Source organism: Enterococcus sp. AZ040 (assembly GCF_050499185.1).
Classification (GTDB): domain Bacteria; phylum Bacillota; class Bacilli; order Lactobacillales; family Enterococcaceae; genus Enterococcus_D; species Enterococcus_D entomosocium.
Map to the genome: position 1 here is coordinate 89,767 of NZ_JBMHEW010000001.1, position 25,474 is coordinate 115,240.

General features: G+C 46.1%; 20 protein-coding genes. 13 read left to right on the plus strand and 7 right to left on the minus strand.

What is annotated here, in order from left to right:
• Positions 1-64 precede the first annotated feature (64 nt).
• From IGK63_RS00410 to IGK63_RS00420, 3 genes are all read left to right on the plus strand, one after another.
• Positions 65-967 (plus strand): prenyltransferase, encoded by a 903-nt coding sequence (locus tag IGK63_RS00410; protein WP_008376658.1) that lies wholly within the window; start codon positions 65-67, stop codon positions 965-967.
• A 31-nt stretch (positions 968-998) separates the two neighbouring features.
• Positions 999-2,207 carry an NAD(P)/FAD-dependent oxidoreductase gene (locus tag IGK63_RS00415; protein WP_016611631.1) on the plus strand — a complete coding sequence of 403 codons (1,209 nt, stop codon included), beginning with the start codon at positions 999-1,001 and terminating at the stop codon, positions 2,205-2,207.
• Between the two features lie 137 nt (positions 2,208-2,344).
• Complete coding sequence (locus tag IGK63_RS00420) at positions 2,345-3,286, plus strand: FAD:protein FMN transferase (RefSeq protein ID WP_016611630.1); 942 nt, start codon at positions 2,345-2,347, stop codon at positions 3,284-3,286.
• A gap of 66 nt (positions 3,287-3,352) precedes the next feature.
• Here IGK63_RS00420 and IGK63_RS00425 read toward each other — a convergent pair whose 3' ends face one another.
• Entirely contained in the window at positions 3,353-4,267 is a 915-nt protein-coding gene (locus tag IGK63_RS00425; RefSeq protein WP_016611628.1) for a LysR family transcriptional regulator, read from the minus strand.
• A gap of 263 nt (positions 4,268-4,530) precedes the next feature.
• On the opposite strand from IGK63_RS00425, the gene IGK63_RS00430 reads away from it, so the two are divergent.
• The 7 genes from IGK63_RS00430 (at position 4,531) to IGK63_RS00460 (ending at position 13,517) form a co-directional block, all read left to right on the plus strand.
• Positions 4,531-5,136 carry an NADPH-dependent FMN reductase gene (locus IGK63_RS00430; protein WP_008376652.1) on the plus strand — a complete coding sequence of 202 codons (606 nt, stop codon included), beginning with the start codon at positions 4,531-4,533 and terminating at the stop codon, positions 5,134-5,136.
• 18 nt (positions 5,137-5,154) lie between these two features.
• Complete coding sequence (locus IGK63_RS00435) at positions 5,155-7,581, plus strand: flavocytochrome c (RefSeq protein WP_016611626.1); 2,427 nt, start codon at positions 5,155-5,157, stop codon at positions 7,579-7,581.
• Positions 7,582-7,671: 90 nt separating this feature from the next.
• Positions 7,672-8,901, plus strand: coding sequence for an L-lactate MFS transporter (locus IGK63_RS00440; RefSeq protein WP_016611625.1), 1,230 nt, complete (start codon positions 7,672-7,674; stop codon positions 8,899-8,901).
• A gap of 221 nt (positions 8,902-9,122) precedes the next feature.
• Positions 9,123-11,225: an SH3 domain-containing protein gene (locus tag IGK63_RS00445; protein WP_016611624.1), complete on the plus strand. Its 2,103-nt coding sequence runs from the start codon at positions 9,123-9,125 to the stop codon at positions 11,223-11,225.
• Positions 11,226-11,467: 242 nt separating this feature from the next.
• A complete protein-coding gene (locus IGK63_RS00450; RefSeq protein WP_008376644.1) occupies positions 11,468-11,971 on the plus strand; it encodes a general stress protein in 504 nt (167 codons plus the stop codon).
• 268 nt (positions 11,972-12,239) lie between these two features.
• Positions 12,240-12,806, plus strand: coding sequence for a hypothetical protein (locus tag IGK63_RS00455; protein ID WP_005232821.1), 567 nt, complete (start codon positions 12,240-12,242; stop codon positions 12,804-12,806).
• A 297-nt stretch (positions 12,807-13,103) separates the two neighbouring features.
• Positions 13,104-13,517: a phosphate-starvation-inducible PsiE family protein gene (locus IGK63_RS00460; protein WP_005232820.1), complete on the plus strand. Its 414-nt coding sequence runs from the start codon at positions 13,104-13,106 to the stop codon at positions 13,515-13,517.
• A 33-nt stretch (positions 13,518-13,550) separates the two neighbouring features.
• Here IGK63_RS00460 and IGK63_RS00465 read toward each other — a convergent pair whose 3' ends face one another.
• The 3 genes from IGK63_RS00465 to IGK63_RS00475 are packed head-to-tail and all read right to left on the minus strand — an operon-like array spanning position 13,551 to position 16,878.
• A complete protein-coding gene (locus IGK63_RS00465; protein ID WP_016611621.1) occupies positions 13,551-15,422 on the minus strand; it encodes a fructose-bisphosphatase class III in 1,872 nt (623 codons plus the stop codon).
• Positions 15,412-16,230 (minus strand): pyruvate, water dikinase regulatory protein, encoded by an 819-nt coding sequence (locus IGK63_RS00470; RefSeq protein ID WP_005232818.1) that lies wholly within the window; start codon positions 16,228-16,230, stop codon positions 15,412-15,414. Before IGK63_RS00470 ends, IGK63_RS00465 begins: the two co-directional genes overlap by 11 nt.
• Before the next feature lie 12 nt (positions 16,231-16,242).
• A complete protein-coding gene (locus IGK63_RS00475) occupies positions 16,243-16,878 on the minus strand; it encodes a helix-turn-helix transcriptional regulator (protein ID WP_005232817.1) in 636 nt (211 codons plus the stop codon).
• Between the two features lie 190 nt (positions 16,879-17,068).
• Here IGK63_RS00475 and ppdK point away from each other — a divergent pair, with 190 nt between their 5' ends.
• Complete coding sequence (ppdK, locus tag IGK63_RS00480; RefSeq protein WP_429972417.1) at positions 17,069-19,702, plus strand: pyruvate, phosphate dikinase; 2,634 nt, start codon at positions 17,069-17,071, stop codon at positions 19,700-19,702.
• Between the two features lie 82 nt (positions 19,703-19,784).
• Here the strand turns inward: ppdK and IGK63_RS00485 are convergent, their stop codons facing one another.
• On the minus strand, positions 19,785-20,177 hold the full coding sequence (locus tag IGK63_RS00485; protein ID WP_005232815.1) for a YbaN family protein: 393 nt from the start codon (positions 20,175-20,177) through the stop codon (positions 19,785-19,787).
• Between the two features lie 172 nt (positions 20,178-20,349).
• On the opposite strand from IGK63_RS00485, the gene IGK63_RS00490 reads away from it, so the two are divergent.
• Together IGK63_RS00490 and IGK63_RS00495 are read left to right on the plus strand one after the other, a co-directional pair.
• On the plus strand, positions 20,350-21,159 hold the full coding sequence (locus IGK63_RS00490) for an aldo/keto reductase family protein (RefSeq protein WP_016611619.1): 810 nt from the start codon (positions 20,350-20,352) through the stop codon (positions 21,157-21,159).
• A 283-nt stretch (positions 21,160-21,442) separates the two neighbouring features.
• The gene (locus tag IGK63_RS00495) at positions 21,443-23,488 is read left to right on the plus strand and encodes a methyl-accepting chemotaxis protein (protein ID WP_016611618.1); all 2,046 of its coding nucleotides are present in this window, start codon (positions 21,443-21,445) and stop codon (positions 23,486-23,488) included.
• Between the two features lie 146 nt (positions 23,489-23,634).
• Here IGK63_RS00495 and IGK63_RS00500 read toward each other — a convergent pair whose 3' ends face one another.
• Entirely contained in the window at positions 23,635-24,399 is a 765-nt protein-coding gene (locus tag IGK63_RS00500) for an OmpA/MotB family protein (protein WP_008376629.1), read from the minus strand.
• A 13-nt stretch (positions 24,400-24,412) separates the two neighbouring features.
• Positions 24,413-25,177: a flagellar motor stator protein MotA gene (motA, locus tag IGK63_RS00505; protein ID WP_005232810.1), complete on the minus strand. Its 765-nt coding sequence runs from the start codon at positions 25,175-25,177 to the stop codon at positions 24,413-24,415.
• Positions 25,178-25,474: the final 297 nt, after the last annotated feature.

Consider the following 25,474-nt stretch of genomic DNA (forward strand, 5'->3'; position numbering starts at 1 on the left):
CCTTATTCTAGCGTAAAGGGGCGTGATTGACTAGTTTAATGCACTCACTAAAGGAGGTGAAGTTGTGACGCTACCTGTATTTTTAGAACTTGTCGAATTTAAAGCAAAAACCGCCAGTATTTTGCCATTTTTTATTGGTGTCTGCTACAGCTGGTACAATTATCAAACGATTCATCTTGGCTATGTCTTGTTGTATTTCATTGCCATGCTGATCTTCAATATGGCGGTGGATATTTTAGATAACTACAACGATTACCATCATGCCACAGAAGGGCATGATTACAAAGAAAAAACCAATATTATTGGTCGGGAGCAGTTGTCTGTCAAATTGGTTTTTTGGTTGATGGTCTCCATGATCATACTTTCCGCCGCCATGGGGATCGCCTTGGCAATGGTGGTTGGCTGGCCGCTCTTTTGGATGGGGCTGTATTGTTACCTAGTCGGGATCTTTTATTCCTCTGGTCCACGGCCGCTTTCTAGTTTGCCTTTAGGCGAGTTCTTTTCCGGCTTTACGATGGGCTTTATGATCTCATTGATCTGTGTCTATCTCAATGCCTATCAAACCTTTGAATGGAACATTGCCACGATTGGCAGTATTTTCTTGATCTCATTGCCCAACACATTATGGATCGCCAACTTGATGCTGGCAAACAACATTTGTGATCTGGAAGAGGATGAAAAAAATGAGCGCTATACGCTGGTGCATTACCTTGGTAAAGCCCGTGCGTTGAAATTATTTATCGCGATGAACGTCTTGGCGTTTGTTGCGATCATTGCCTCAGTTGCCCTCAACATTGCGCCTTGGTCACTGGTTCTGACCTTTTTCGCGGCGCCCTTTGTCTGGCAACAGACAAAACGATTTATGCAAAAACAAATCAAAAGAGAGACCTTCATTTGTGCCGTTCGGATCCTTGCGGTCGGAGCATGCGTACAAGTGCTGAGTTTTGCGATTGGTTTGATTTTATAATTTTTACAGCAAAGAAAGGAAGTAAGGAAACATGAAGGAAGTTGTCATTTTAGGAGCAGGGTATGCTGGATTGCGAGCATTGCACGTACTGCAAGGAGCAAAAGAAGCGTTTCACATCACATTGATCGACAAAAACGATTATCATTATGAGGCAACCGATCTTCATGAAGTTGCGGCTGGTACGCAACCAAGAGACCGCATTTGCTATCCCATCAATGATGTCGTTCGTCCCCAAAAGACGAGCTTTGTTCAAAAGGAAGTTGCGTCGATCGATCGTAACCAGCAAGTGATCGTTTTTAAAGATCAATCCACGTGCACGTATGATTATTTGATCGTGGCGTTAGGCTTTGAATCAGAATCATTTGGGATCCCTGGTGTCGAGCAGCATGCGTTGGAAATGGTGGATGTCGACTCCGCAGAAAACATCTATCATCATTTGTTGAAACAAATGAAGGCATACAAAGAAACACAAAATCCTGACTACCTAAAAATCGTTGTCTGCGGTGCTGGTTTTACCGGAATCGAATTGCTAGGTTCATTGGTGGAAAACCGTAAAACCTTTGCGAAAGCAGCAGGCGTCAAGCCAGAAGACATCAAACTGTATTGTGTCGAAGCAGTGACTCGTTTATTACCGATGTTTGATGAAAAACTATCGGATTATGGGATCAAAAATCTCGTTAAATGGGGCGTGAACTTCCTGACTGGTAAACCCATCAAATCAATCAAACCGGGTGTCGTTGTCTATCAAGATGATGCCGATACAGGAGCAACAGCTGAATTATCAGCCAAAACCATCGTTTGGACCACAGGCGTCAGCGGAAGCCATGTGATGGCTGAATCAGACTTTTCTGCTCGTCGTGGTCGCGTGATGGTCAATCAAGACCTAACAGACCCTGATCATAGTAACGTCTATGTTGTCGGTGATGTTTCAGCAGTCATGGACCCAGCGACCAATCGCCCGTATCCAACAACGGCTCAAATCGCTTTGAAGATGGGGCAGCATGCGGGTAAAAATATCTTACGTCAAATGAACGGGGAAAAACCAACAGATTTCCACTTTGAATCATTAGGTTCAGTGGCGTCTATCGGCAATACCCATGCCTTTGGCTTAGTAGGGAAAATGGGCATCAAAGGCTATCCCGCTTCCGTGGTGAAAAAAGCCATTATGGACCGTTCCTTGTACCAAACCGGTGGGGTCAAAGAAGTATTGGCGAAAGGCCGCTTCGACTTTTATCATTGAGCAATAGAGACAGCAGACTGCGAGGGTGACCTCGCAGTTTTTTTTTCAAAAAAAGCAGTGGCGGCATCCCGCAGACTACTTTTTTCTCCCAGAAACTGCTATGATAGCCAAAAGAAGAGGACAAAGGAGCAAGGACAATGGCAGAAGGTCAACGAGTGTTACAGGGAATGGGAACGGTGATCACGATTTGGGTGCAGCATGAAACCCCAGAAGTGATCTTAGAGGAAGCAGCGAAAAGAGCCGTGGCCTTTGAACAGCGTTTTAGTGCCAATGACCCGACGTCTGAGTTGATGCAGATCAATCAGCAGGCAGGACAAGGAGCGATCGCCGCCACACCGGAATTGGTTGAATTGATCGCACTAGGGAAAACCCATAGCTTGCCAAAAGATAGCTACTTAAATATTGCCATCGGTCCTTTAGTGCAGGAATGGCGAATCGGGTTTCAAGATGCCCATCTACCAACGCCTGAGAAAATCGCTGAACTGCTGCCAAAGACTGATCCCGCCAAGATCGTTTTGGATGAAACGCTGCAGACCGTTGGGTTAGCTGCCGGCATGAAGCTTGATCTAGGGGCCGTTGCGAAAGGGTATTTTGCTGATTTGTTGATGGCGTATTTCAAGCAGGTCGGTGTCACAGCCGCTTTGATCGATCTTGGGGGCAATGTGGTGACTTACGGCGATGCCCCGAGCCATGCTGATGGCTATTGGCGGATCGGGATCCAAAATCCTTTCTTGCCAAGAGGGAATTTTGTCGCCGCGTTGAAGGTACACAATCAGTCAGTCGTTACATCAGGGATCTATGAACGAACCTATCAGGTAGCGGGCAAGACCTATCATCATATCTTTGATCGAGAAACGGGCTATCCGTTAGAGTCAGCCATTGCCAGTGTCACGATTCTATCCGACAAATCGGTTGATGGAGAGATTTGGACGACCCGCTTATTCGGCAAAGAGCCACAAGCCATCTTGCAGGAGCTGGCGCCGTTAGATGGGATCACTGGGTTAGTCATTACCAAACAAGGAGAGCTGATCTATCCGCAAGAATTAGCACGTTCGATCGAAACGCCAACAGCAGAATGAAAACAAGCAGCGATCACCTAGAAATATAGGTGATCGCTGCTTGTTTTTTTTTGTAAAAAAGGAAAGCTAGACGTGGTGCAAAAAGGCCTCGATCAAGGCGGCTTCGCTGTTTGACAATGCCCGTTCGGCTTGGTGGGCAATAAAATAGGTGAGGGACAAGAGTTCCTCTGGCATCGGATAAAGATTAAAAGGAGTCGCAGTCGCTGCTTGTAGCACGCTTTCTGGTACGATCGCAATCCCAAGGTTGTTTTCTGCCAATGCCGCTGCTGTATAAATATTGCTGCTTTCTATGAGAACCGTCGCCTCTACTTTGTATTTTTGCAGCAATTGATCGATTTGGCGCCGAATCGCCGAGCCGCTGGCGGTCAAAATCAATGGACTTTGCAGCAAGTCTTTGACGGCCAATGAATCAGGCGCTAAATACCGCCTCCCTGGTTGATACAGGGAAGAACAAGGCGGAATGATCGCTAGATACCGTTCTTGATTGGTACTGTGGACCGTTAGATTCGGTGCGATCGTCTCAGGATTTTGTCCGATAAAAAAGTCCAGCTGCCCATTCAGCAGGCGTTTTTCATTGTGCTTCGGCAGGTCTTCCCGCAAGAAAAAGTGCACGTTGGGATAGTGTTCATAATACGCAGGCAAAAAGAGCGGCAGCAGGTAAGAACCAAGGCTTGGCAAGATGCCTAAGCGCAAAGAACGCTTCTCGGTCGCGGTATACCAAGACAGCCGACTTTTCAATTTGGCAGATTCTGTTTCCAAGGTTTCTAGATATTGATAATAGATTTTACCAGCTTCCGTCAGTTGAAAATGTCCCGGCTGCCGATTGATGATGGGGGTCCCTAGCTCTTGCTCGGCTCGTTTCACGGTTTGCGTCAAGTAAGGCTGTGAAATGTAGAGATCTTTGGCGGCTTTGGTGTAGTTGCTATGCTTTAACAAGGTATCGAGGTATTGCAGCATCAGATGGGAATCTTTAAGTGCCATCGCGTTGTCCTCCTAGTCATTTTTCTCATTATAACAAATTTGTTATCGATGGATAATTAAATAAATATTTCACAAATAAAGAATTCAGCCGTACACTTAATGGGTACTTGGGGAAGATTTTTTTGTTTAGGAAGAAGCCTTTCATCTCAGTAGGTCGTAAAAATCAACTTGAGAAACGATTGAAAAAAGAAATCAAAGCCAATGGTCAAAAACTTTTTATTTTTTGTCAAATGTTAAATTATTCACAATTAGGAGAGATGATAATGAAATTGATTGGAATCGTAGGAACCAACTCGACGCGTTCGACCAACCGTCGCTTACTGCAATTTATTCAAAGCCATTTTAGTGACCAAGCGGAGATCGAACTTTGCGAAATCAGTGATCTGCCGGCATTTAATGAACCAGAAGATCGGACGGCACCAGCGGCAGTCCAAGCCTTGTCAGAGAAGATCGAAGCAGCAGATGGGGTAATCATCAGTACACCAGAATACGACCACTCGATCCCAGCGGTGTTAAAAAGCATGATCGAATGGCTTTCTTATACGACGCGGCCTTTGATCGATAAACCAGTGATGATCACGGGTGCTTCTCTTGGTGCATTAGGTTCATCGAGAGCCCAAGCCCACTTGCGTCAGATCTTAGATGCGCCTGAAGTAAAAGCCCGAATCATGCCGAGTGCGGAATTTTTGTTAGGGCATTCCATGCAAGCCTTCGATGAACAAGGAAACTTGATCGATAACGAAAAAGTTGCCGAACTAGAAGACTGTTTCAATGAATTTGTCTTGTTCGTCGAAATCACGAACCGTCTGGTCAGTGAATATTCAACGGCTAAAGAACGAGCAAAGAAATTTTCGTGGGAACAAGCATAAGAAAGAGAGGAACTAGTCATGAAATTTGTCGGCCTAATCGGAACGAACGCCAAAAAATCGACCAATCGCCAATTAGTAGCGTTTATGCAGCGAGAATTTGCTGCCCTAGCAGAAATTGAACTGCTGGAAATCAAAGATGTTCCAATGTTCAATGAAACACAAGATCAAACCAATAGCGAAGTGATCCAACAGTTAAATAGCAAGATTTTAGCAGCCGATGGGGTGATTATTGCGACACCAGAGCATAACCACTCGATTCCTTCCGCATTGAAAAGCGTCTTGGAATGGCTCTCCTTCAATCTCCATCCCTTTGATGGCAAACCAGTGATGATCGTCGGCGCATCCTACGATGTGCAAGGCTCCTCCCGAGCACAGCTTCATTTGCGCCAAATCCTTGACGCTCCAGGTGTCAATGCGACAGTCATGCCAGGAAATGAGTTCTTGTTGGGACGTGCGCATCAAGCCTTTGATGAACAAGGCAATTTAAAAGATCAACGAACGATCGACTTTTTGGAAAGCTGTTTCCGCAAGTTCGTTCGGTTTACGGAAGTCGCTAATTTGTTGAACGTACCAGAAGAAGTCGTTTATGAGCCTGGCGAATACACCGTCACAGCACCAGGACATAACGGGGATCTACCAATGGTCGTCAAATTGAGCGAAGAACGGATCGAAGCCATCGATATCGATACGTCTGGTGAATCAGAAGGGATCGCTGATGTCGTTTTCGTACGGATCCCTCAAGAGATCATTGAAGGGCAAACCTTAAATGTCGATGCGATCTCTGGTGCTTCGGTTACTAGTAACGGTGTCGTTGATGGCGTAGCAAAAGCCGTGAAAATGGCTGGTGCGAACCCAGATGTCTTGCGCAAACGTCCAAAAGCCGCCAGTGCTTTGCAAACAGAAGATGAAACGTACACTACCGATGTCGTTGTCGTAGGTGGTGGCGGCGCAGGTCTAAGTGCAGCTGCCAGTGTGCTGCAAGCCAATAAAGACGTGATCTTAGTAGAAAAATTCCCAGCGATTGGTGGCAATACTGTACGTACTGGCGGACCGATGAATGCTGCGGATCCAAAATGGCAAAACGGCTTCTCCGCATTGCCTGGCGAACGCAGTGCTTTAGAAGAAGTGCTGACGATCGATGAACAAGACATCGATGCAGAATACTTGCCAGACTTCAAAGCTTTGAAGGCACAAATCACTGCGTATCTTTCAGAAACGACGCCAGAAAAAGAATACTTGTTTGATTCTGCTTTGTGGCATCGAATCCAAACTTATCTAGGCGGAAAACGCAAAGATTTGAATGGGCAACCGATCTATGGGAAGTACGAGCTAGTGAAAATCTTGACGGATCAAGCATTGGCCTCAGTGAAATGGTTAGAAGAAATCGGCGTAGAATTTGATATGAACAATGTCGATATGCCAGTAGGAGCGAAATGGCGCCGTGGGCATAAACCAGTTAAAAACGAAGGGTATGCCTTTGTATCGGCTTTGCATCAATTCGTGAAAGAACATGGCGGAACGATCTTAACCGATACGCCTGTCAAAGAATTATTGATCGAAGATGGTAAGGTTACTGGAATCATCGGGGAAGGCCGTAACGGTCAAAAAATCACAATCCATGCCAAAGCAGTGATTTTGGCTTCCGGCGGGTTCGGAGCGAACACCAAAATGTTGAAACAATACAATACCTATTGGACAGAGATCGAAGACGATATCAAAACGTCAAATTCACCAGCGATCACTGGTGACGGGATCAAACTAGGGGAAAGTGCTGGCGCGGACCTTGTTGGCATGGGCTTTTCACAAATGATGCCCGTATCTGATCCGAACACAGGGGCTTTATTCAGTGGGCTGCAAGTGCCGCCAGCTAACTTTGTGATGGTCAATCAAAAGGGGGAGCGCTTTGTCAATGAGTACGAAAGCCGCGATGTATTGACCCAAGCGGCGATCGATAATGGCGGATTGTTCTATTTGATCGCGGATGAAGAGATCAAGAAAACCGCTTATAATACGAGCCAAGAAAAAATCGATAAGCAAGTAGCTGCTGGTACGCTGTTCCGCAGTGAGACCTTGGCTGGCCTGGCAGAGCAGATCAATGTTGATCCAGCCGTCTTAGAGGCGACCGTTGCGAAATACAACAGCTATGTGGATGCTGGGAAAGACCCAGAGTTTGGCAAAGATGTTTTCGACTTGAAAGTGGAAAAAGCGCCTTTCTATGCCACACCAAGAAAACCAGCGGTTCACCACACGATGGGAGGATTGAAGATCGATCCGCAAACCCATGTGTTGACGAAGGAAGATCAAATCATTGAAGGACTGTATGCAGCAGGAGAAGTTGCTGGGGGGATCCATGCCGGCAATCGCTTAGGCGGCAATTCGTTGACAGACATCTTTACTTTTGGCCGGATTGCTGGAAAGACAGCAGTCGCAGAACATCTCGAATAAAAAGCCTTGCGCGTTGTGACTTGTCACGCGCGCTAGCTTTTGAAAAAACATGTGAATAAAGTAACATGCTTAAAATAAAGGAGAGAAAAAATGGAAACAAAAATCAATCGCTGGCTGATTCTGATCGCTTCGACCGCAGTGTTGCTGTGTACGGGCGCTGTATACGCCTTTAGTGTCTTTGCAGGACCTCTTAGTCAATTAAAAGGTTGGTCCATGGAAGAGATCATGCTAGCCTTTACCATCAATGCCGCAGTTGGCCCGATTACCATGATTTTGGGTGGTTTGCTGACAGACCGAGGAGCCGCTAGATGGGTCATCGCTGGTGGAGGCGTGTTGTTCGGAGCAGGTTTCTTCCTGACGGGTTTGGTCAACTCACCCGCTATGCTGTACCTGACTTATGGAGTCTTTGCTGGTTTAGGGCAAGGCTTTGCCTATTCGGCTTGTTTAAGCAATACGATTCGGTTATTCCCGGATAAACGGGGACTGGCTTCGGGCTTGATCACAGCAGGTATGGGTGGGGCAGCGATTATTGCCGCACCGATTGCGAATCGTTTGATCGAATCACAAGATGTCTTAGCGGCGTTTCGGATTTTAGGAATTGCCTATATCGTGATCGTCTTGGTGGCTAGTCTATTTATTCGTAAAGCACCAGAAAATTACCGTCCAGCAGGTTGGCAACCAGCGGATCAAGGAAAAAATGGTCCTCAAATCAATCTAAATTGGTTGGACATGCTGAAGACACCAACTTTTTACTTGATTATTGTTATGTTAGGGGTAGGGGCTTTCTCAGGTTTGATGATTGCTTCCAACGCCTCAGTGATCGGGCAAAGTATGTTTGGTTTGACGGCAGCGGCCGCTGCCTTTTATGTCAGCTTGTACTCATTGAGCAACTGTTTTGGTCGTGTCCTTTGGGGCACCGTTTCTGATAAAATTGGTCGGACGAATACGTTGATGATCATCTATGGCGTGGTGGCATTGTCCTTATTCTTATTGACGCTTGGTCAAACAACTGTGATCTTCACTGTCGGGATCATCGGTTTAGGACTGTGCTTCGGGGGCGTGATGGGGGTATTCCCATCGATCGTTATGGAAAATTACGGACCGATCAATCAAGGGGTCAACTATGGAATCGTCTTTATTGGTTATTCTACGGCGGCATTCTTTGGCCCCAGAGTGGCAGCAGCAATCGCAGAAAGTAACCAAGGAGATTATACAAAAGCCTTCTATACGGCAATTTTCTTGGCCGTTTTTGGGCTTGTTCTCAACATAGGCTATGCGATGCTAAAAAAAACCAAAAAGCCCGCACCTGTTATTAAATAACAATTCACCAAAAGTAGTCTTTTTGATAAAGGCTGCTTTTTTGGTGCTAAAACAACTCTTTTTTCTTTTTTTAGAACAGAGTATTGGCTGATGAAGCAAAAGAGAAAACTGTTTCATAGCAAGAATTTATCTCGTTGATTTCACTGTTTTTTCATCTTAACCCCCCATTTTTTAATAAATCGTGTTACAATAAAAAAAGGCTAATACGACGGAGGGATTAAATGACAATTCGTAAAGAACGACGCCGCTTAGAAAAGCGCTTGAAGCGCACGCAATATACCCAAAAAAGTATTACGATGGCTACTACTTTAGTAGCGGGATCAACGTTTATCCCGACCTTAGGGCATGCGGCTGAAACGGCAACGACAGAGACCAGCAATGACCTTAAGGTCGTTGAACAAACAACAAACACTACACCAGAAACCGACAGCACGCCGGTTGAGGAAACGACAGAATCGACGACAGCACCTGTTGTGACCGAAGAAACTTCGGAAATAACGGAGGAGTCAGGAGCTGAAGCAGTTACTGAGGGATCAGAAACAGCGACGACAGAAAGCACAACAGTCGCTAGTGATGAAGTCTTAGAAGCAGATGAAGTACCATCAGCCCTTTCTGATTTGACTAGTCGGGCATTATTTTCACGGGCAACGATCGATCCGGCTGCCTTTATCAGTCAGATTTGCGGCTATGCAACGGAAGTGGCGGCAGCAAACGATCTGTATGCCTCTGTTATGATGGCACAAGCGATTTTGGAATCAGGTTGGGGCGCCTCGACTTTGACGACCACAGCCAACAATATGTTTGGGATCAAAGGCAGCTACAACGGCCAATACGTGACGATGGATACCTATGAAGATGATGGTTCCGGCAATTATTATTTGATCAGCGCTAAGTTTCGGAAATACCCATCATTAAAAGAGTCTTTTGAAGACAATGCATATGTGTTGCGCAACACGAGTTTTTCTAGCGGCAACTACTATTACAGCGGTGCATGGAAAAGCAATACGACCTCTTACACGCAAGCAACCGCTTGGCTACAAGGGCGGTATGCAACCGATACTTCTTATGCCAGCAAATTAAACAATTTGATCAGTACGTATAATTTAACGCAATATGATACTGGCAGCTCAAACACAGGTGGCGGCAATAGCAATGAAACGATCGTCAGTGATGAAACAGCGATCAATCAGCAGATGAAAACCACGTCATCTATGAATATTCGTTCCGATGCTTCCACCAGTGCCTCTATTACTGGTTCGTTAGCAGCTAATACGACGTTTACGGCAACGGCGACCAAAACCGGCACCAGCGTCAATGGCAACACCACGTGGTATAAGATTTCTGGCAAAGGTTGGGTCAGCGGCGCGTATTTGACGAAGGTTTCGACCGACTCTTCAAACAACAATAGCGGATCAGGCAACACCGGTTCTGACAATGGCAATTCCGGTACGACGATCAACAAGCAAATGAAGACGACGGAAGCGATGAATATTCGTTCTAGCGCGTCCACTAGCGGATCAGTGGTAGGGTCACTTAGCAAAGGCACGACCTTTACTGCCACTTCCATGAAAACCGGCACATCAGTCAATGGCAACAAAAATTGGTATTATGTCTCTGGCAAAGGTTGGGTCAGCGGTGCCTACCTTACTGAAGTGACCAACAATAATTCTTCTGAAGCGGAAAAAGAAGACAATGGTTCAAGTATCAATCAACAAATGAAAACGACGGCCGCATTGAATGTCCGCTCCGATGCTTCTACCAGCAGCCGTGTCGTGACAACGCTTGGTCAAGGGGTGACCGTTACCGTGACAGCGAAAAAGAACGGCACTTCAGTGGAAGGCAATAAAACGTGGTACTACGTTTCTGGCAAAGGTTGGGTCAGTGGTGCCTACTTGACAACAACCAGCAGCTCTTCCAATAATAACGGTTCAACAACCACAAATCAGCAAATGAAAACCACCGAGATTTTAAATGTTCGTTCCGATGCTTCTACCAGCAGTAGTATTACTGGTTCTTTAAGTAAAGGAGCAACCGTCACGGTTACCGCAACAAAAACCGGGACGACCGTCAATGGCACGAACAAATGGTATTATGTTTCTGGCAAAGGCTGGGTCAGTGGTGCCTACTTGACGTCTGCTAGCAGTGGGTCTTCTAATACGAATACCAGCAGCAGTTCAACGAAGACGCACACGGTGAAATCAGGGGACAGCTTATGGTCACTGGCACAAAAATATAACACCAGCATCAGCCAACTCGCATCATGGAACAACATCAACAGCAGCTATACGATCTTTGTCGGTCAAAAACTGATCGTTTCCAAGTAACAAGCAAAAAAACCGCGTGCAAGCCATTGGCTCACGCGGTTTTTTTATGATGGATCCGCTTCTTCCGGAGCAGCTAGTTTTTTTTTCAAGAAACCGCTTGTTTTCCGTAAGCGCAATCAAACTATTTGGTCAATCATAGAACCCTGCGTTAGAATGAAAGAAGCAATAGAAATTGCTAGTTTTAAAGGAATTGCTTCAGAACCAGAACGATCGAAGCGTACACAAAATAAGGAGGATTTCACATGCACAACAGAAACCTAACGATTATTGGCAGTTACGACACTCGAACAGAAGTATTACCGGTTATTGAGCAATTGACAAACGAAGGCTATGGCAAAGAGGATATCGTGCTGTTTGCGAATCAAACAGTCATCGATCAATTTGGGTTAGAATCCATCGACGATGTGGAAGTGGAGCAGGCAGCTAGTGAGGATGAAGATCGTTCGCTTTGGGAAAAAATCAAAGATGCTTTTTCTTTCGGCGATTCCGATCATAGGCATGATGAGCATGATCCGTTATATGGTTATCGTGATGACCTTGAACGAGACAAACTCGTTGTCGGTGTCTACGATTATCAGCCGATGGACAAAATAACCGATCGTGATGCAGATACTGGGCCAATCATCGATCAACCGTTACCAGGTGAAACAGCAATGCCAGATGAGTCCGTCCATCCAACGCCCCGCATGGGAGACAGCGATATTGAAGCACCGATCCATGACCCGAATCATCTGCGAAACTTATAAGTAAAAGAATTTCTTAAGTAAAGGAACCATTAAAGCCAGAGGAACGAGCATCCGTCGCACCTGCCAACCCTTAGTGAAGGGATGGGCCCGCAGGTGATCGACCGTCGCCCTCGGGCTTTTTTTGTTGCGCAACGGGCATTCATGTCTTTGTCATCTTTGAAAATAAAACTTAATTTGTTGACGATTGCTTTTTTTTGTATAATATAAGAATGAGATAGATCATTGACGGAAGGTCCAACCATATTTTTGGGAAAGGATGGGGAGTGCGATGAAATTCAAGTTCAATATGCAGTCGGCATTAGTCAGTTGTTTTGTTGCGGTTTTTTTGAGTGTGGCGATCAATCAAGATGCCAATGCCTTTGTTGCCGCGCCCTTTGTACGAGATTCTTCCAGTAGTTCCTCCGAGCCACCTTACCAGACAGCAAGCAGCAGTATCGAAGAAACCTCTGATTCCAGTCAGATTTTTTATGAAGCCAGTGTTAGTTCTTACACATCGCCTTCAACGACTAGTCGCTCGATCGAAGCGTCGACAAATGAAGGCACGTCTGTTTCCGTAAGTGAAGCAGAGACAGAGCCTAGCGTCAGCACTTCTGCAAGTAGCGAAAGCAGTTCGAGTACCGCGCCGAGTGGCGGATCAACCACCACCAGCGATACTTCTAGCAGTAGCGCTAGCAGCAGTTCTTCAAGCTCTTCCAGTACGAGTTCGACCAGTACTACAACAAGCAGCTCCAGCAGTGAAACGACTGAGCCGTCTTCAGAAACCTCCAATAGCGACGACGAAGCTGCGGAAGATACGAGTGAAAATGTTGATCTAACAGTCGAAGGGGCTCACTGAGCCTGACTGTAAAAATCAATCTCATCTAAAGGGACCATTTCAGCTAGGCCTTGAGCCTAGCTTTTTTATTTGCTTATGGTCAGAGCCACGAACACACCAAGTGTACGAAGGATGCGCGATTCCTCACTCTGAGACTTCAAAAAGTAGCAAAGAGGAAGGTTTTTTGGAGGATTGCTGGAACAGAAAAGAGCTGTCTTACGTTTTTATTCACTGCCTCCATAAAAAAAGCTGCACTTGCAAGCATATCATAAAGTGATTCTGAGTAGTTTCGCTATAATAAGTGCGAGGAGGGGTGTTATGGGAAAGTATTTTAAGCACTTCGAAAAATTGATTAGTGTTGTGGTTGATATTATGTTAGGACTGTTGGTTCTGTTGGTTTTGGTGGTGATGGCGGAAGCGATCTATAAAATCGTTGTCCATGTGATCCCACTGCATGAAGTTAGCGATCTTTCTTTATTGATCGAAGAGATCGCAACATTGTTTATTTTACTGGAAATTATTTTGATGTTATTGCGTTACGTAAAAGAAGGTCACCATATTCCGGTGCGCTACTTGATTTTGATCAGTATCACAGCGATTTTAAGGGAGTTGCTTTTAGCGCAGGGAAAAGGGTTAGAAACGCTCTTTTTAGCCTTAGCGATCTTGGTCTTGATCATTGTGCTGCAGGCGTTGGAAAAACTCAAAGCCTTTCATAGTTCCAAAGGACTGTAAAAAAAATCATCCGATTGGTTGACGAATGACTCGTCAAGGGATCGGATGATTTTTTAATTCTTCAAAAAGCACTCGGCTTTCTTGCTGCAGCCGCTTGCCGATATCTGTTTGCCCTACCGTTGTTCTTTCCGTTTGCCGCACGACGATTTTTTTCTGAGTGACGATGTCACGTCGCTGCTGGATGGCTTGCTGGCGATCTGTAAAGGGTTGATGGGCTGCTAAGGTCATGCCGAAGGAATTTGACAACAGCGTGTAACCAGCAATGCCTGTGACGGATTGGTAGGAGCGGGAAAGTCCGCCATCAATTACCAATAAACGACCATTTGCCTTGATGGGCGTCTCGCCTTTACGCACTTTGACAGGGGTGTGGCCATTGATGATGTGGCCTGTCGGCGGCAGACCGAAGGCAGCTAGGACACGGCAGCAGAAGTCTTCGTTTTCCCTTAAAGAATAATAGGCATTTTTTTGTTCCTTATGAGTGTTGCGATCTGCTATAAAGTAGCGCTCAAAGGTTTTCATGGCTTTTTTGCCGAAGAGGGAAGAGCCTTCGCCACACCAAAGATACCAGATCATATCGGTGGCAAGGTCTGTTTGGTTTTCTGGTTGGGCAAAACTTTCCTGCAAACATTGCTGAAAAAAGTCCATCAACGCTTTGCCTGCCAAGGGCTGCTGCTGGAAAGTAAAGGACAGGAAATCGCCGTTTTCCCGACAAGGCAGGCAGCCGTGATACAGTAGGTTGTCGTTGAAGCGCTGGTACAATGTACCATGCTCGACCAAAAAGCGCATATGCGCAGCTAAGCGGGGCGAGCGTTGAAATTGGCTCAGCAAATCTTGCAATACTTCATGTTCTTCGGCTGTCAAACGGTAAGGATCATCGGGATCTACTAGTTGAAAACAGCCGTTGATCAAAGGATAGGTCTGGTCTAGCTGGATTTGTTGTCGATCTTGAGACAAGCGATGCAATAAGCAGCGCTCTGCCATCGCAAATGCCGGTCGCCGCTGGATCACGGCTGCTTCGACTTTGAATTGGATGATGGCAAATGCCTGCTGCAAAAGCATGGCGGCTTTTTTTTGCTGGCTTGATAAAGGGTCCACTGTTTTTTGCGGATAAAAGCCGGCATTTTCTGTGTAATATTTTTGGCTAAAAGCCAGTGCTTTTGATAGATCGATCCCATAACCATCTTGTAATAATGCCAAATTGCCGTAGCGAGCAGCGATGCGGATCGTATTGGCCAAACAGGGCAGCGAGCCGCAAAAGCTACCGATCCACAAGATATCATGGTTGCCTAGCTGAATATCCAGTGAAGGCAAAGCCATCAAGCGATCGACGATTTTGTCTGGCGCCGGTCCTCGATCATAGATATCGCCTAAGACATGGAGATGGTCCACTACGAAACGCTGAATCAAGTACGCCAGTTCTTGGCAAAAAAGCGGGGCTGCCTCTAATTCAATGATCTTATCAAAAATCGCCTGATAGTAAGCTTCTTTATTGAAGTCGGCATCATATTGGTACAACAGTTCTTCTAAGATGTAAGCAAAAGAAGTCGGCAATGCTTTGCGTACCTTGGAGCGTGTGTATTTACTGGAAGTAAAGCGGGCAACTTTCACTAGCTGTGCCATCTTCAAGCGCCAATCGGCAGGGGTCCAGGCCTGTTCTTGTAATAGCTCCTCTGGATAATAAATGACAAAACAGAGTTCGGTCTGTTCTTCTTTCGTCAAGACACCGGTAAACAAAGTCTCGACTTTTTCTCGAATACTGCCAGAACCATTCCGCAAAATATGGTCAAAGGCATCGTATTCGCCATGCAGATCGCTGACAAAATGCTCGGTAGCTTTCGGCAGCTGCTGGATGGCTTCCAAGTTGATGATCTCGGTCAGGTTTGCCAAGGTGTCTTTATTGAACATGGGCCTGTTCTTTGGCTTGTTCTTCAATCAGCATCGCGCTTTCTTCAATGGAGCGTTTGCTGACATCGATCACCGGAATGTTCAGCTTTTTGAACCATTCATTCGCGTAGGCTAATTCTGCTTCGATTCGTTCACAATTGGTGTAATGGGTTTCTTCTTTCAAGCCCAATGAATGCATCCGGGACCGCCGGATTTCCGTAAGGGATTCTGGATTCGTAGTCAAACCGACCATTTTCCGTGGGTCTACTTGGTGCACTTCGGCTGGCAAAGCGACTTCAGGAATCAAAGGCAGATTCGCCACTTTGTAGCCGCGATTTGCCATGTATAGGCTCAATGGGGTCTTTGAGGTTCGCGAAACCCCTAATAGGACAAAGTCAGCATCGAGAAATCCCCGTGGGTCTTTGCCGTCGTCGTATTTCACCGCAAATTCCATCGCGGCCACCCGGCTGAAATATGCTTGGTTCAAGCGATGCAAGGCACCAGGCTCTTGGACGGCTTCTACACCGAATGTTTTTTCCAGCATCGTGGTCAAGGGCGACATAAAGTCGACATGCTGCAAGCCAGTCCGTTTGGCAAAGGCATCAACAAAAGCGACTAATTCTTTATTGACTAAGGTGGTAACGACGATCGATTTGTCTAGCAAGGCATCTTTGAGGATCTCGCCTAAGCTCTCTTCATCATTAGTAAAGGGAAAGAGCTGGATATCTGAAAGGTCGATCGTGGGAAACTGCGCGGAAACGGCGGCGATCAGCTTTTGTGCCGTTTCGCCTACGGAATCTGAAATCAAATATATTCGAACGTTCTTCATTGTTTTTTCCCCCTAAAAGTGTGTGTTGTCGCTGTCATTGCCTGCTTGAATAAAGTAATTCATCAGCCGCGTCTTCGTGATTTTGCCGATGACTTTTTTTGGTTCCTGTGGATCGACCACTGGCAAGGTATCGACTTCATGTCGTCCTAACAACGTACCAGCCGTCAAGATCGTTTCTTCCGGTGTGATGGTCACGATGTTTGGCATGCGAGTCATGATCATCGCTACGGGTGTTTTTTCCGGTGCGGCATTGCTGATCGCAAAGCGCAGCAGATCTTTGCGGGAGAGTACCCCAATCAGTTCGTCTTGGTCATTTTTGACATAGAGGGAACCGACATCGTACATAAACAAAGTCGTGACTGCTTCATAAACGGAGACCGTTTGTGAGATCAGCAACGGTGGGATCATGACTTCTGCAACTTTGGTATGGTAGAGTTTTTCGAAAAGCAAAGGCTCAACGGTTTGTCCTGTATAGAAATAGCCGACTTTCGGTCGGGCGTCTAATAAACCGGTCATGGTCAAAATCGATAAGTCATTCCGCAAGGTTGCGCGGCTCAAACCCAACTGCTTCGCAATGGTCTCCCCACTGATCGGCTGATGCTCTTTGACGATCTCAATGATTTTCATTTGTCTTTGGCTTAATTCCAATGTGTCACCTTCTTTCTTTTATGTGCTATGCTATTGATTATATGATTTTCCGAATGAAAAGGCAATCCTTCTCTTTTAAAAAGGATAAATCCCTTAAAAGTTTTCTTTTTTTGGCTTGACGATTAAATGTGTCATACTATATACTGCTAATTAATCGAAATAGTATATAACATTTAAAAGGAGGAACATGATGGAAAAAGCAGTCGTATGGTTTTCAGAAGGCACGAAAGAGCAAAAAGCATTATTAGGCGGGAAAGGGGCAAATCTTGCGGAGATGACCAATTTGGGTTTGCCTGTTCCTCAGGGATTTATCGTCCCGGCCACCATTTGCCTGACCTATTTAGAAGAACAGGTTCTTCCTGAGGCGATCATCAAGCAAGTCAAAGCTGCCATCGAAGAATTGGCAGTCCGCAGGAACAAAACATTTGGCGGACTGCAGTCGCCGTTATTGGTTTCTGTCCGCAGTGGTGCCAAGTTTTCCATGCCAGGGATGATGGATACGATCTTAAACCTTGGGTTGAATGATGAAACCGTCCAAGGGTTGGCTCAGCAGACGGGGGACCCCGTCTTTGCTTATGATTGTTACCGCCGTTTGATCCAGATGTATGGGGATGTGGTGAAAGGTGTAGCAAAAGAACACTTTGAAGCCTATTTGACAGATTATAAGAAACGGCAGAATTATGTGTCAGACCAAATGATGACCGGCAATGACTGGCAAATGATCTGCCGCGTGTTTCAAAGTATTTATATGGAACATACCCAAGAAGCGTTTCCCCAAGACCCGTTTCAGCAATTATTGGCAGCCATCACGGCAGTTTTTCGCTCATGGAACAACCCACGGGCTAAGACCTACCGTTCCCTCCATCGGATCCCTGACGATCTAGGGACTGCCGTAACGATTCAAGAAATGGTTTTTGGCAACAGCGGGATAAATAGTGGGACGGGTGTCGCCTTCACCCGCAATCCAGCAACCGGGGAACCGGGACTTTTCGGCGAATTTCTAGTGTGTGCTCAAGGGGAAGATGTGGTTGCTGGCATTCGTACACCACAACCGATCCAAGCGTTGGCGCAACAACATCCTGTGATTTATCAGGAACTAAAGCAACTGGCTGAGGGTTTGGAGGATCACTATCAAGACATGCAAGACATTGAATTTACCATCGATGACGGCCAGTTGTTTGTCTTGCAAACAAGAAACGGCAAACGAACCGCCGCTGCGGCAGCGCAAATTGCAACGGATATGATCGCAGAAGGTCGGATCACCATCAGGCAAGCCTTAGACCGAATCACACCAGAAATGATCGATCAATTGTTGCACCCGTTATTTGCCCCCGAAGCCTTGCAACAAGCCGAAGCTTTTGCGCAGGGCTTGCCGGCTAGTCCAGGGGCAGCTTCAGGACATGTCTATTTCACTGCAGAGGCGGCGGAAAAAGCCAGCCGCACAGGAGAAAAAGTCCTGCTGCTGCGGCAGGAAACCTCACCTGAAGATATTGAAGGCATGGTGGTGAGTGAAGCGATCATTACCGCTCGTGGGGGGATGACTTCTCATGCGGCGGTGGTCGCCCGTGGTCTGGGGGTCTGCTGTGTGGTAGGGTGCGAGGCACTAAGCGTCGATGCATTTTTGAAACAGGCCCGCTGCGGCGAGCTGCTGATTGAAGAAGGTGACGTACTTTCCGTAGACGGCAGCAGTGGCAAACTGTATCAAGGGCAGCTGCCTATGACCAGTGTACAGGAGCGGGTTTTGCTGGATCAGCTTTTGACGTGGGCACAAGCCCAGGCAGATCTAAAGGTTTACGCAAATGCGGAAACGAAAAATGACATTGAGGGTGCGCTGGCCTTTGGTGCAGCGGGCATCGGCTTAGCACGGACGGAGCATATGTTTTTTGGGGAAGCGCGTTTGTGGAAAATGCGGGAAGTCATCTTGGCAGAAACGAAGGCGGAACGATTGGCGGCTTTGGCTGAGATCAAGGCTTATCAAAAAGCCGATTTCCAAGAAATGCTGCAGGCCGCGCAAGGAAAAAAATGCACGATTCGTTTATTAGATCCACCACTCCATGAATTCTTGCCCCATGAGCATGAACGCCTTGAGATGGCCCGCCGCAGTAAAAAATCATTGGCAGTGATCGAGCGGCGAATTGACGAACTGCAAGAGGTCAATCCTATGATGGGGCATCGCGGCAGCCGTTTAGGACTCAGCTATCCAGAAATTTATGAAATGCAAACAGCGGCGATTTGTGAAGCGGCTGTGGAATTGCGGCAGCAAGGAGTCGAGGTAGAGGCGGCGATCTTATTGCCCCTGATCAGTTTGCCAGCAGAGCTGCAGGTGTTGAAAGAGACGTTGACACAGGTGATCGCTCAAGCAGAAGCAACCCTTCAGCAACCGTTGCACATCGAGATCGGGATGATGATCGAGACGCCTAGAGCGTGCTTGATTGCTGGGGAGTGTGCTGAAGAGGCGGCGTTCTTTAGTTTTGGTACCAATGACTTGACCCAAATGACCTTTGGCTTTTCGCGGGATGATGCCGGCAGCTTTATTCAAGCCTATTTGCAGTCGGGGATCTTACAAGAAGATCCTTACCAGCACTTAGATCAGGTAGGTGTTGGCGCGTTGATGCGTCAAGCGATCGCCGGCGTAAGAGATCGTCAGCCAGAGCACTCGATCGGTGTTTGTGGCGAAGTCGGCAGCGATCCCTATTCTATTGCGTTTTTGCGAGAGATCGGCATCGACTATGTTTCTTGTTCCCCATACCGGATCCCTGCTGCTTGGTTAGCGATCGCCCAATCAGCCCCCATTATCGAAGAGGCGTCAGTGAGCACCCGCTAAAATAGGAGAAAAAAATACACCGCAGTCCACTAGCAAGGTTCACTTGCTTGGTGGATTACGGTGTGTACGTACAATTTTGTCCTTACAGGGGCTGATCCGTTTTTTGGATCGCAGGTTTGCGTCCTTTTAAATACCAAGTGATCCCAATGACATGGGCGAGGTAGATGGCAGCGAGGACGAAACGTACCAGCAGATTGGGGATCAGCAGTGCAGGAATTGCAAAGACTACCAGCATCATGGCAAACATCCGAACCATTGCCTTGGTGCTCAGCTGTTTTTGTACGAGTGGTTTTTCAATGTATTTTTGATAATTCTCTGATTGAACCAAGCGTTGATAATAGGTATCGGAACTCCGCAGCCAGAAATAAGCCGTCAGCAAGTAAAAGACGGTTGTAGGTAAGAAAGGCAAAAATATTCCTAAAGTACCTAAACCGAATGTCAGTGATCCACAAAGAAAAAACAGTGTTTTTTTCAAAAGTAACCCTCCTTATTTGGGTGTTTCGTATCTTACCCTCAGTATAACGGAGGAGGGGCTGCTTGAACATGCGTTTTGTGCTTTTCCCCGTTTTTTAGCGGCAATAAGAGTTTTTCTTCCCCTTACTCCTGCTTTTTTGATAGACTAGAAACAACACAAAGGGGGAAGCAGCATGGAAACGATTGAATTGAATACCGGCATTCAGATTCCAGTGATCGGCAGCGGGACGAATACATTTGGGAAAGAAAACCGAGAATACCAAGGTGCGATCAATGATGATACGACAGAGCTATTGACTGCCATCAAGCTTGGGTATCGGCATTTTGATACGGCGATTTCTTACCGCAACGAAGCCGTGGTTGGCAAAGCCATCAAGGAAAGCGGGATTGACCGCAGCGAATTTTTCCTGACTTCTAAGATTCCTGGCAAACCAGAGCATACGCAAGATGCAGCTGCCGTGAAAGCGTCTGTCGAAGCGAGTTTAGCAGACTTGCAGACGGAATCGATCGATCTTTATTTGATCCATCATCCGTGGGACAACTTGGCAGAGATCGCCGCTGTCTGGGCGGTTCTTGAGGCTTATGTCGATAAAGGAGTCTTAAAAGCGATCGGGGTGTCCAATTTCCAAGAAGAAGAACTCAGCTATTTATTGGCAAACAGTCGGATCAAACCAGCGGTCAATCAGATCGAATCGCATCCAGGCAAGTGGAATGATGCGATCATCTCGTATTCCTTAGACAATCAGGTAGTTCCAGAAGCCTGGGGTCCGCTTTCCCGGATTTCGGAAGCGGCACGGGAAACCTTGACCCAAATCGGGGAAGCGCATCAAAAAACCTGGAGCCAAGTGGTCTTGCGTTACCAAATCGAGCGTGGGGTGATCGTGATTCCGAAATCCCATTCAGAAAAACATCAAGCCGAAAATTTAGCGCTCTTTGATTTCGCTTTGACGGCGGAAGAAAAAGCCGTCATCAAAGAATTATAGGCAATAGAAGCGGTCCTATTAAAGGGACCCTACAGCCAGTGCGGAAACTTCCGTACTGGCTATTTTTATGCAGTCGCAACGCTCCTTGATGACTGAGGAGCTTTTCTATTCGTTACAACAGCAACTGTAAGCCTTAGCAAAAAAGAAAATGCGCTTGCAGCCGTTTCTGACAATGAATCCTCTTAAATATTCAAAGAAATGACCGATTATCCTTACTAAGGGTCGTCTACGGACGAGTCTTCAGTGGATCGTGTGAAATTGGAAATGAAGGAGTGGCACAGTTGTGAAAAAAAGAAAAAAGACGATAGGAATTTATGTGATGATCACCTTGATGCTGGTTGCGGGGATCCCGATCATTGTCATGCTGACAAGTTCCTATTTAACCACCAAGAACTTATTGATTGAACGAAATGATTTGAACAAAGAAAGTGCCGTCAATTTGATCTTGGCGGAAGAAAAGAGTTTGCGCCGATCGACGGAAAGCAAATTGAAATCAATGGCTGAACTGCCAGCGATGAAAACAGAATTCAGCATGGGACGTATCCGTTCAGATCTTTCTTTAGCGATTGCTGGGAGCAACAGCTTCTTAGCAGTAACTTTTGGGACAGAAGATGATGAGTATGTGACCTTCAATCCCTTACCGGATGATTACAAGCCTACAATTCGGCCGTGGTACAAAGGGGCCGTGAAAGCCGAAGGAGAAGTGTATTGGACAGCACCTTATTTAGATACGGTGTCGAATCAATTTGTGACGTCGGCTTCGATCCGGGTCAAAAATTCCCATAATCAAGTGGGGGTTTTAAGCGTCGATGTTTCCTATGAAAGCATTCAAAACATCTTGTCTTCCTTTACCGTAGGGCGGACTGGGAATGTCACCTTAGTTTCAGAATCTGGGGTCATCGTGACCTCAAAAAATACCAAGCAAATCGGTAAGAATATCAAAGAAGAAGAAGTGTTCCAAAAAATCAAAGACGCCAAAGATCCGACAGGCATGGTTGGCTTAGGCGACTCGAATAAAGTCAATGATGTGTTGTATGACAAGTCTGCTGATTCCAATGTTTGGGCGTACTCCGAAGTCAAAGCTAGTGATCTAGACAAAGAGTTAGGGGCGTTAGTCCGCACCACGATTATCGTTACGATCTTGATGCTGCTCTTTGTAGGACTGGTTTCGTATGCCGCGATCAAAGTAGTCGCAGCGATCATCGATTGCTTCAATCGCTACTTTAGAAAAGTCGGTGAAGGCAAACTAGAGAAGATGAGCAAAACCAAACGAGCCAAAGGCGAAAAATGGACATGGGATCAACTGGCACGCCGAGTTGTATATCCAGACAAAGCAGGCAACGAGATCCAGCAAATGGCGGACAATTACAATGTGATGATCGAAGGCACGGGTGCATTGATCCAAAAAGTACAAAAAGAAAGCAACAGTGTCGCAGGAATGTCGGATTCTTTATTAGAATTGTCAAAACAAACCAATATTGCGACAGAAGAAGTCTCTCAAACCATTACGGGGATAGCTGAAGTGACCGGTGCTCAAGCCCAAGAAACAGAATACAGCGTGTCACAAATGCAAAATCTGTCGCAAGTCGTGAAAGAATTACGAGAAAATGTTGGCGGCATGAGCAGCAAGTCGCAAGAATCTACGAAGATCAATCAAGAAAACTTAACGATCATGGATCAAGTCGATGACAGTTGGCGACAAGAGTTGGCACAGATGGAGCGCTTGATGTCGAATATGACGGGAATGAATGATAGTATCCAAAACATCAACTCGATCATCGGGGTCATCAACGATATTTCTTACCAAACCAACTTGCTAGCCTTGAATGCATCAATCGAAGCCGCAAGTGCTGGCGAGTCTGGCAAAGGCTTTGCCGTCGTGGCTGCTGAGATCCGTAAATTGGCGGAACAAAGCAAAGCTTCTACCAAAGAGATCGAAGCGATCATTGAAGAAATTCGTGAGCAGTCTAGTCAAATGGTCAAACAAACGTCGGCGTCTGTCAAAGGCGGCGTTCGCCAAACCAACTTGATCAAAGAAGCGATCTCATCTTCAAAAGAAGTTTTCCAACGCAGTAGCTATATGATCGAAGGCATCCATCATATTGAAGCAGCCAGTGCCCGTATCGAAAATATTCAAAACAGTGTACTGGAAAACTTAGAAAACATTTCCGCATCAACGGAAGAAAATGCCGCTGGCACACAAGAAGTTTCCGCAAATGCAGAAGAAGTCTTGGCAACCATGGATGAATTTACCAACCATGTGGCAGACCTCAGAGACATTGCAGAAGAGTTGAAGCGATTGACCAATCGTTTTGAAGTGGAGAAATAAATCAAGCAAAAAAATCACTCATCAGCTATTCGCAAGAATGGCTGATGAGTGATTTTTGTTTGTTGAGGAGGAGACTACAAAAAAGCCAAGACGAATGTTGCTCATCTTGGCTTTTCATAATGATATTTATAAAACCTTATTACGGGCTATTGTGTCGTTTCGGTCCGCTGGATGATCATCTCCACGCGGCGGTTTTCCGAGCGGCCTTGTGGGGTGTTGTTATCGGCTTTCGGTTCGGTATCGGCAAAGGCTTGGATGGCAGCATTTTTTTCTAAAACGGCGCCTTTGCTGATGAAGTATTCCATAACGGTAATCGCACGAGCGGAACTAAGATCCCAGTTAGATTGGTAGCGGCCATTGCCTTTTTCCGGTACGTTATCGGTATGCCCGGCGATCACGATTTTGTTGGCTTTTAGTTTTTTCAGTGAGTCCGATAGTAGATCCAGTGACTGACGAGTGGTGTCCGTGATCTCGGCGCTACCAGAGGCAAACAAGATGCTGCTGGCTAGCGTGATATGCAAGCCATCGGATTCCAAGCGGACTTCTGTCTGGTCTTTTAAGCCAGAAGCGGCGAGTTCTTGAGATAGCTGGTCACTGATTTTTTCTAACTGCTGATTTTCCAGTTGGGTCCGGACCGCTGCTTCTTGCGCTTGTGCTTCGGCAGAAGTGGCGGCTTTTTTTCGCGGCGTGGTCTCGCCCATATCGATCACTGACCCGATGACGGAGGCGTTGCTGTGGTGGCTGGAAAGGATGGTGCCGAATTCGCTTCGGATTTCTTGAAACTTCTCATCATCGACTTTCGCCATGGCAAACATGACGATGAATAAGGCCAGCAGCAAGGTCAACATATCCGAGTAAGGCAAAAGCCACGCTTCGTCTACATGTTCTTCATGTTTCTTTTTTCGCTTCATGTCGCTTCACCCTTTATAATTGTTCTTGCCGTTTTTTCGGATCGATCAAGCTGTATAATTTTTTCTCAATACTTTTCGGCGATTGTCCGGCTTGGATCGCTAAGACCCCTTCAACGATGATCGACATCATTTGGACTTCTTGCTCCGATTTCAAAGTTAATCGTGAGCTAAAAGGAATGAACAGCACATAACCGAAGAAAATACCATAAAGGGTCGCCACAAAAGCCGCCGAGATCATATGACCCAGTGCTTCTACATCCTCTAAATTGCCTAGCGCCCCTATCAGCCCGATCACGGCTCCTAACACCCCTAAGGTCGGGGAACTCGTGCCGGCGGTTTTAAAAATAGCCGAGCCGATGCGATGCCGTTCTTCGATCCCATAGATCTCATTTTCCATGATTTCTTGGATCTGTTCGGCAGCGATGCCATCCACCACCATTTCCAAGCCCTTTTTTAAAAAAGGATCTTCTAAGTTTTGGATAGCACCTTCAAGAGATAGTAGGCCATCGCGCCGAGCTTGGTTAGCTAATTCAACGATGGTATTGATGGTTGTTTTTAAGTCGTATTCTTTATTTTTCAGCAGAACGCCGAAGATCTTCGGGATTTTTTTGATATCACTGCTGGGAAATGAATTGATAACGGCTGCGATCACACCGACGAAAATGATAATCGCGGCTGCCGGATTGATCAAAACGGCCACATTGGCACCTTTTACAATCATCCCAACCACCACAGATATCAATCCTAAAATAATACCGATCAGCAAGAAAAAATCCATTTGTTGCGTCCTCCTAAATTCTATTTCCAGGTTTTAAACCCTCATTTATTTTATCGGTGAATTAAAATCATTCTTAATAGCAAAAAAAAATAATCCAAAAAATAACTAAAATAAATTTTCTGTTTCTCCTTTTTTTGTTCTTTTTTTGACAAGTTTCGTCAAATTGTTGAAATGGTACAGCTTGCAATTTTTGTGAATATTTATAGATGGTACCGTTTTTTTTCGTGAAGCGCTTCTCAGGGTTTGTCATGTCATCAGGCACAAATGAAAATATTTTAATCAATTTTTCGAATAATG

Excerpts from the sequence above, each read along its gene's own strand:
- IGK63_RS00415 (WP_016611631.1), top strand. The coding sequence starts at position 999 with ATGAAGGAAGTTGTCATTTTAGGAGCAGGGTATGCTGGATTGCGAGCA.
- IGK63_RS00420 (WP_016611630.1), top strand. The coding sequence starts at position 2,345 with ATGGCAGAAGGTCAACGAGTGTTACAGGGAATGGGAACGGTGATCACG.
- IGK63_RS00425 (WP_016611628.1), bottom strand. The coding sequence starts at position 4,267 with ATGGCACTTAAAGATTCCCATCTGATGCTGCAATACCTCGATACCTTG.
- IGK63_RS00430 (WP_008376652.1), top strand. The coding sequence starts at position 4,531 with ATGAAATTGATTGGAATCGTAGGAACCAACTCGACGCGTTCGACCAAC.
- IGK63_RS00435 (WP_016611626.1), top strand. The coding sequence starts at position 5,155 with ATGAAATTTGTCGGCCTAATCGGAACGAACGCCAAAAAATCGACCAAT.
- IGK63_RS00440 (WP_016611625.1), top strand. The coding sequence starts at position 7,672 with ATGGAAACAAAAATCAATCGCTGGCTGATTCTGATCGCTTCGACCGCA.
- IGK63_RS00445 (WP_016611624.1), top strand. The coding sequence starts at position 9,123 with ATGACAATTCGTAAAGAACGACGCCGCTTAGAAAAGCGCTTGAAGCGC.
- IGK63_RS00450 (WP_008376644.1), top strand. The coding sequence starts at position 11,468 with ATGCACAACAGAAACCTAACGATTATTGGCAGTTACGACACTCGAACA.
- IGK63_RS00455 (WP_005232821.1), top strand. The coding sequence starts at position 12,240 with ATGAAATTCAAGTTCAATATGCAGTCGGCATTAGTCAGTTGTTTTGTT.
- IGK63_RS00460 (WP_005232820.1), top strand. The coding sequence starts at position 13,104 with ATGGGAAAGTATTTTAAGCACTTCGAAAAATTGATTAGTGTTGTGGTT.
- IGK63_RS00465 (WP_016611621.1), bottom strand. The coding sequence starts at position 15,422 with ATGTTCAATAAAGACACCTTGGCAAACCTGACCGAGATCATCAACTTG.
- IGK63_RS00470 (WP_005232818.1), bottom strand. The coding sequence starts at position 16,230 with ATGAAGAACGTTCGAATATATTTGATTTCAGATTCCGTAGGCGAAACG.
- ppdK (WP_429972417.1), top strand. The coding sequence starts at position 17,069 with ATGGAAAAAGCAGTCGTATGGTTTTCAGAAGGCACGAAAGAGCAAAAA.
- IGK63_RS00490 (WP_016611619.1), top strand. The coding sequence starts at position 20,350 with ATGGAAACGATTGAATTGAATACCGGCATTCAGATTCCAGTGATCGGC.
- IGK63_RS00500 (WP_008376629.1), bottom strand. The coding sequence starts at position 24,399 with ATGAAGCGAAAAAAGAAACATGAAGAACATGTAGACGAAGCGTGGCTT.
- motA (WP_005232810.1), bottom strand. The coding sequence starts at position 25,177 with ATGGATTTTTTCTTGCTGATCGGTATTATTTTAGGATTGATATCTGTG.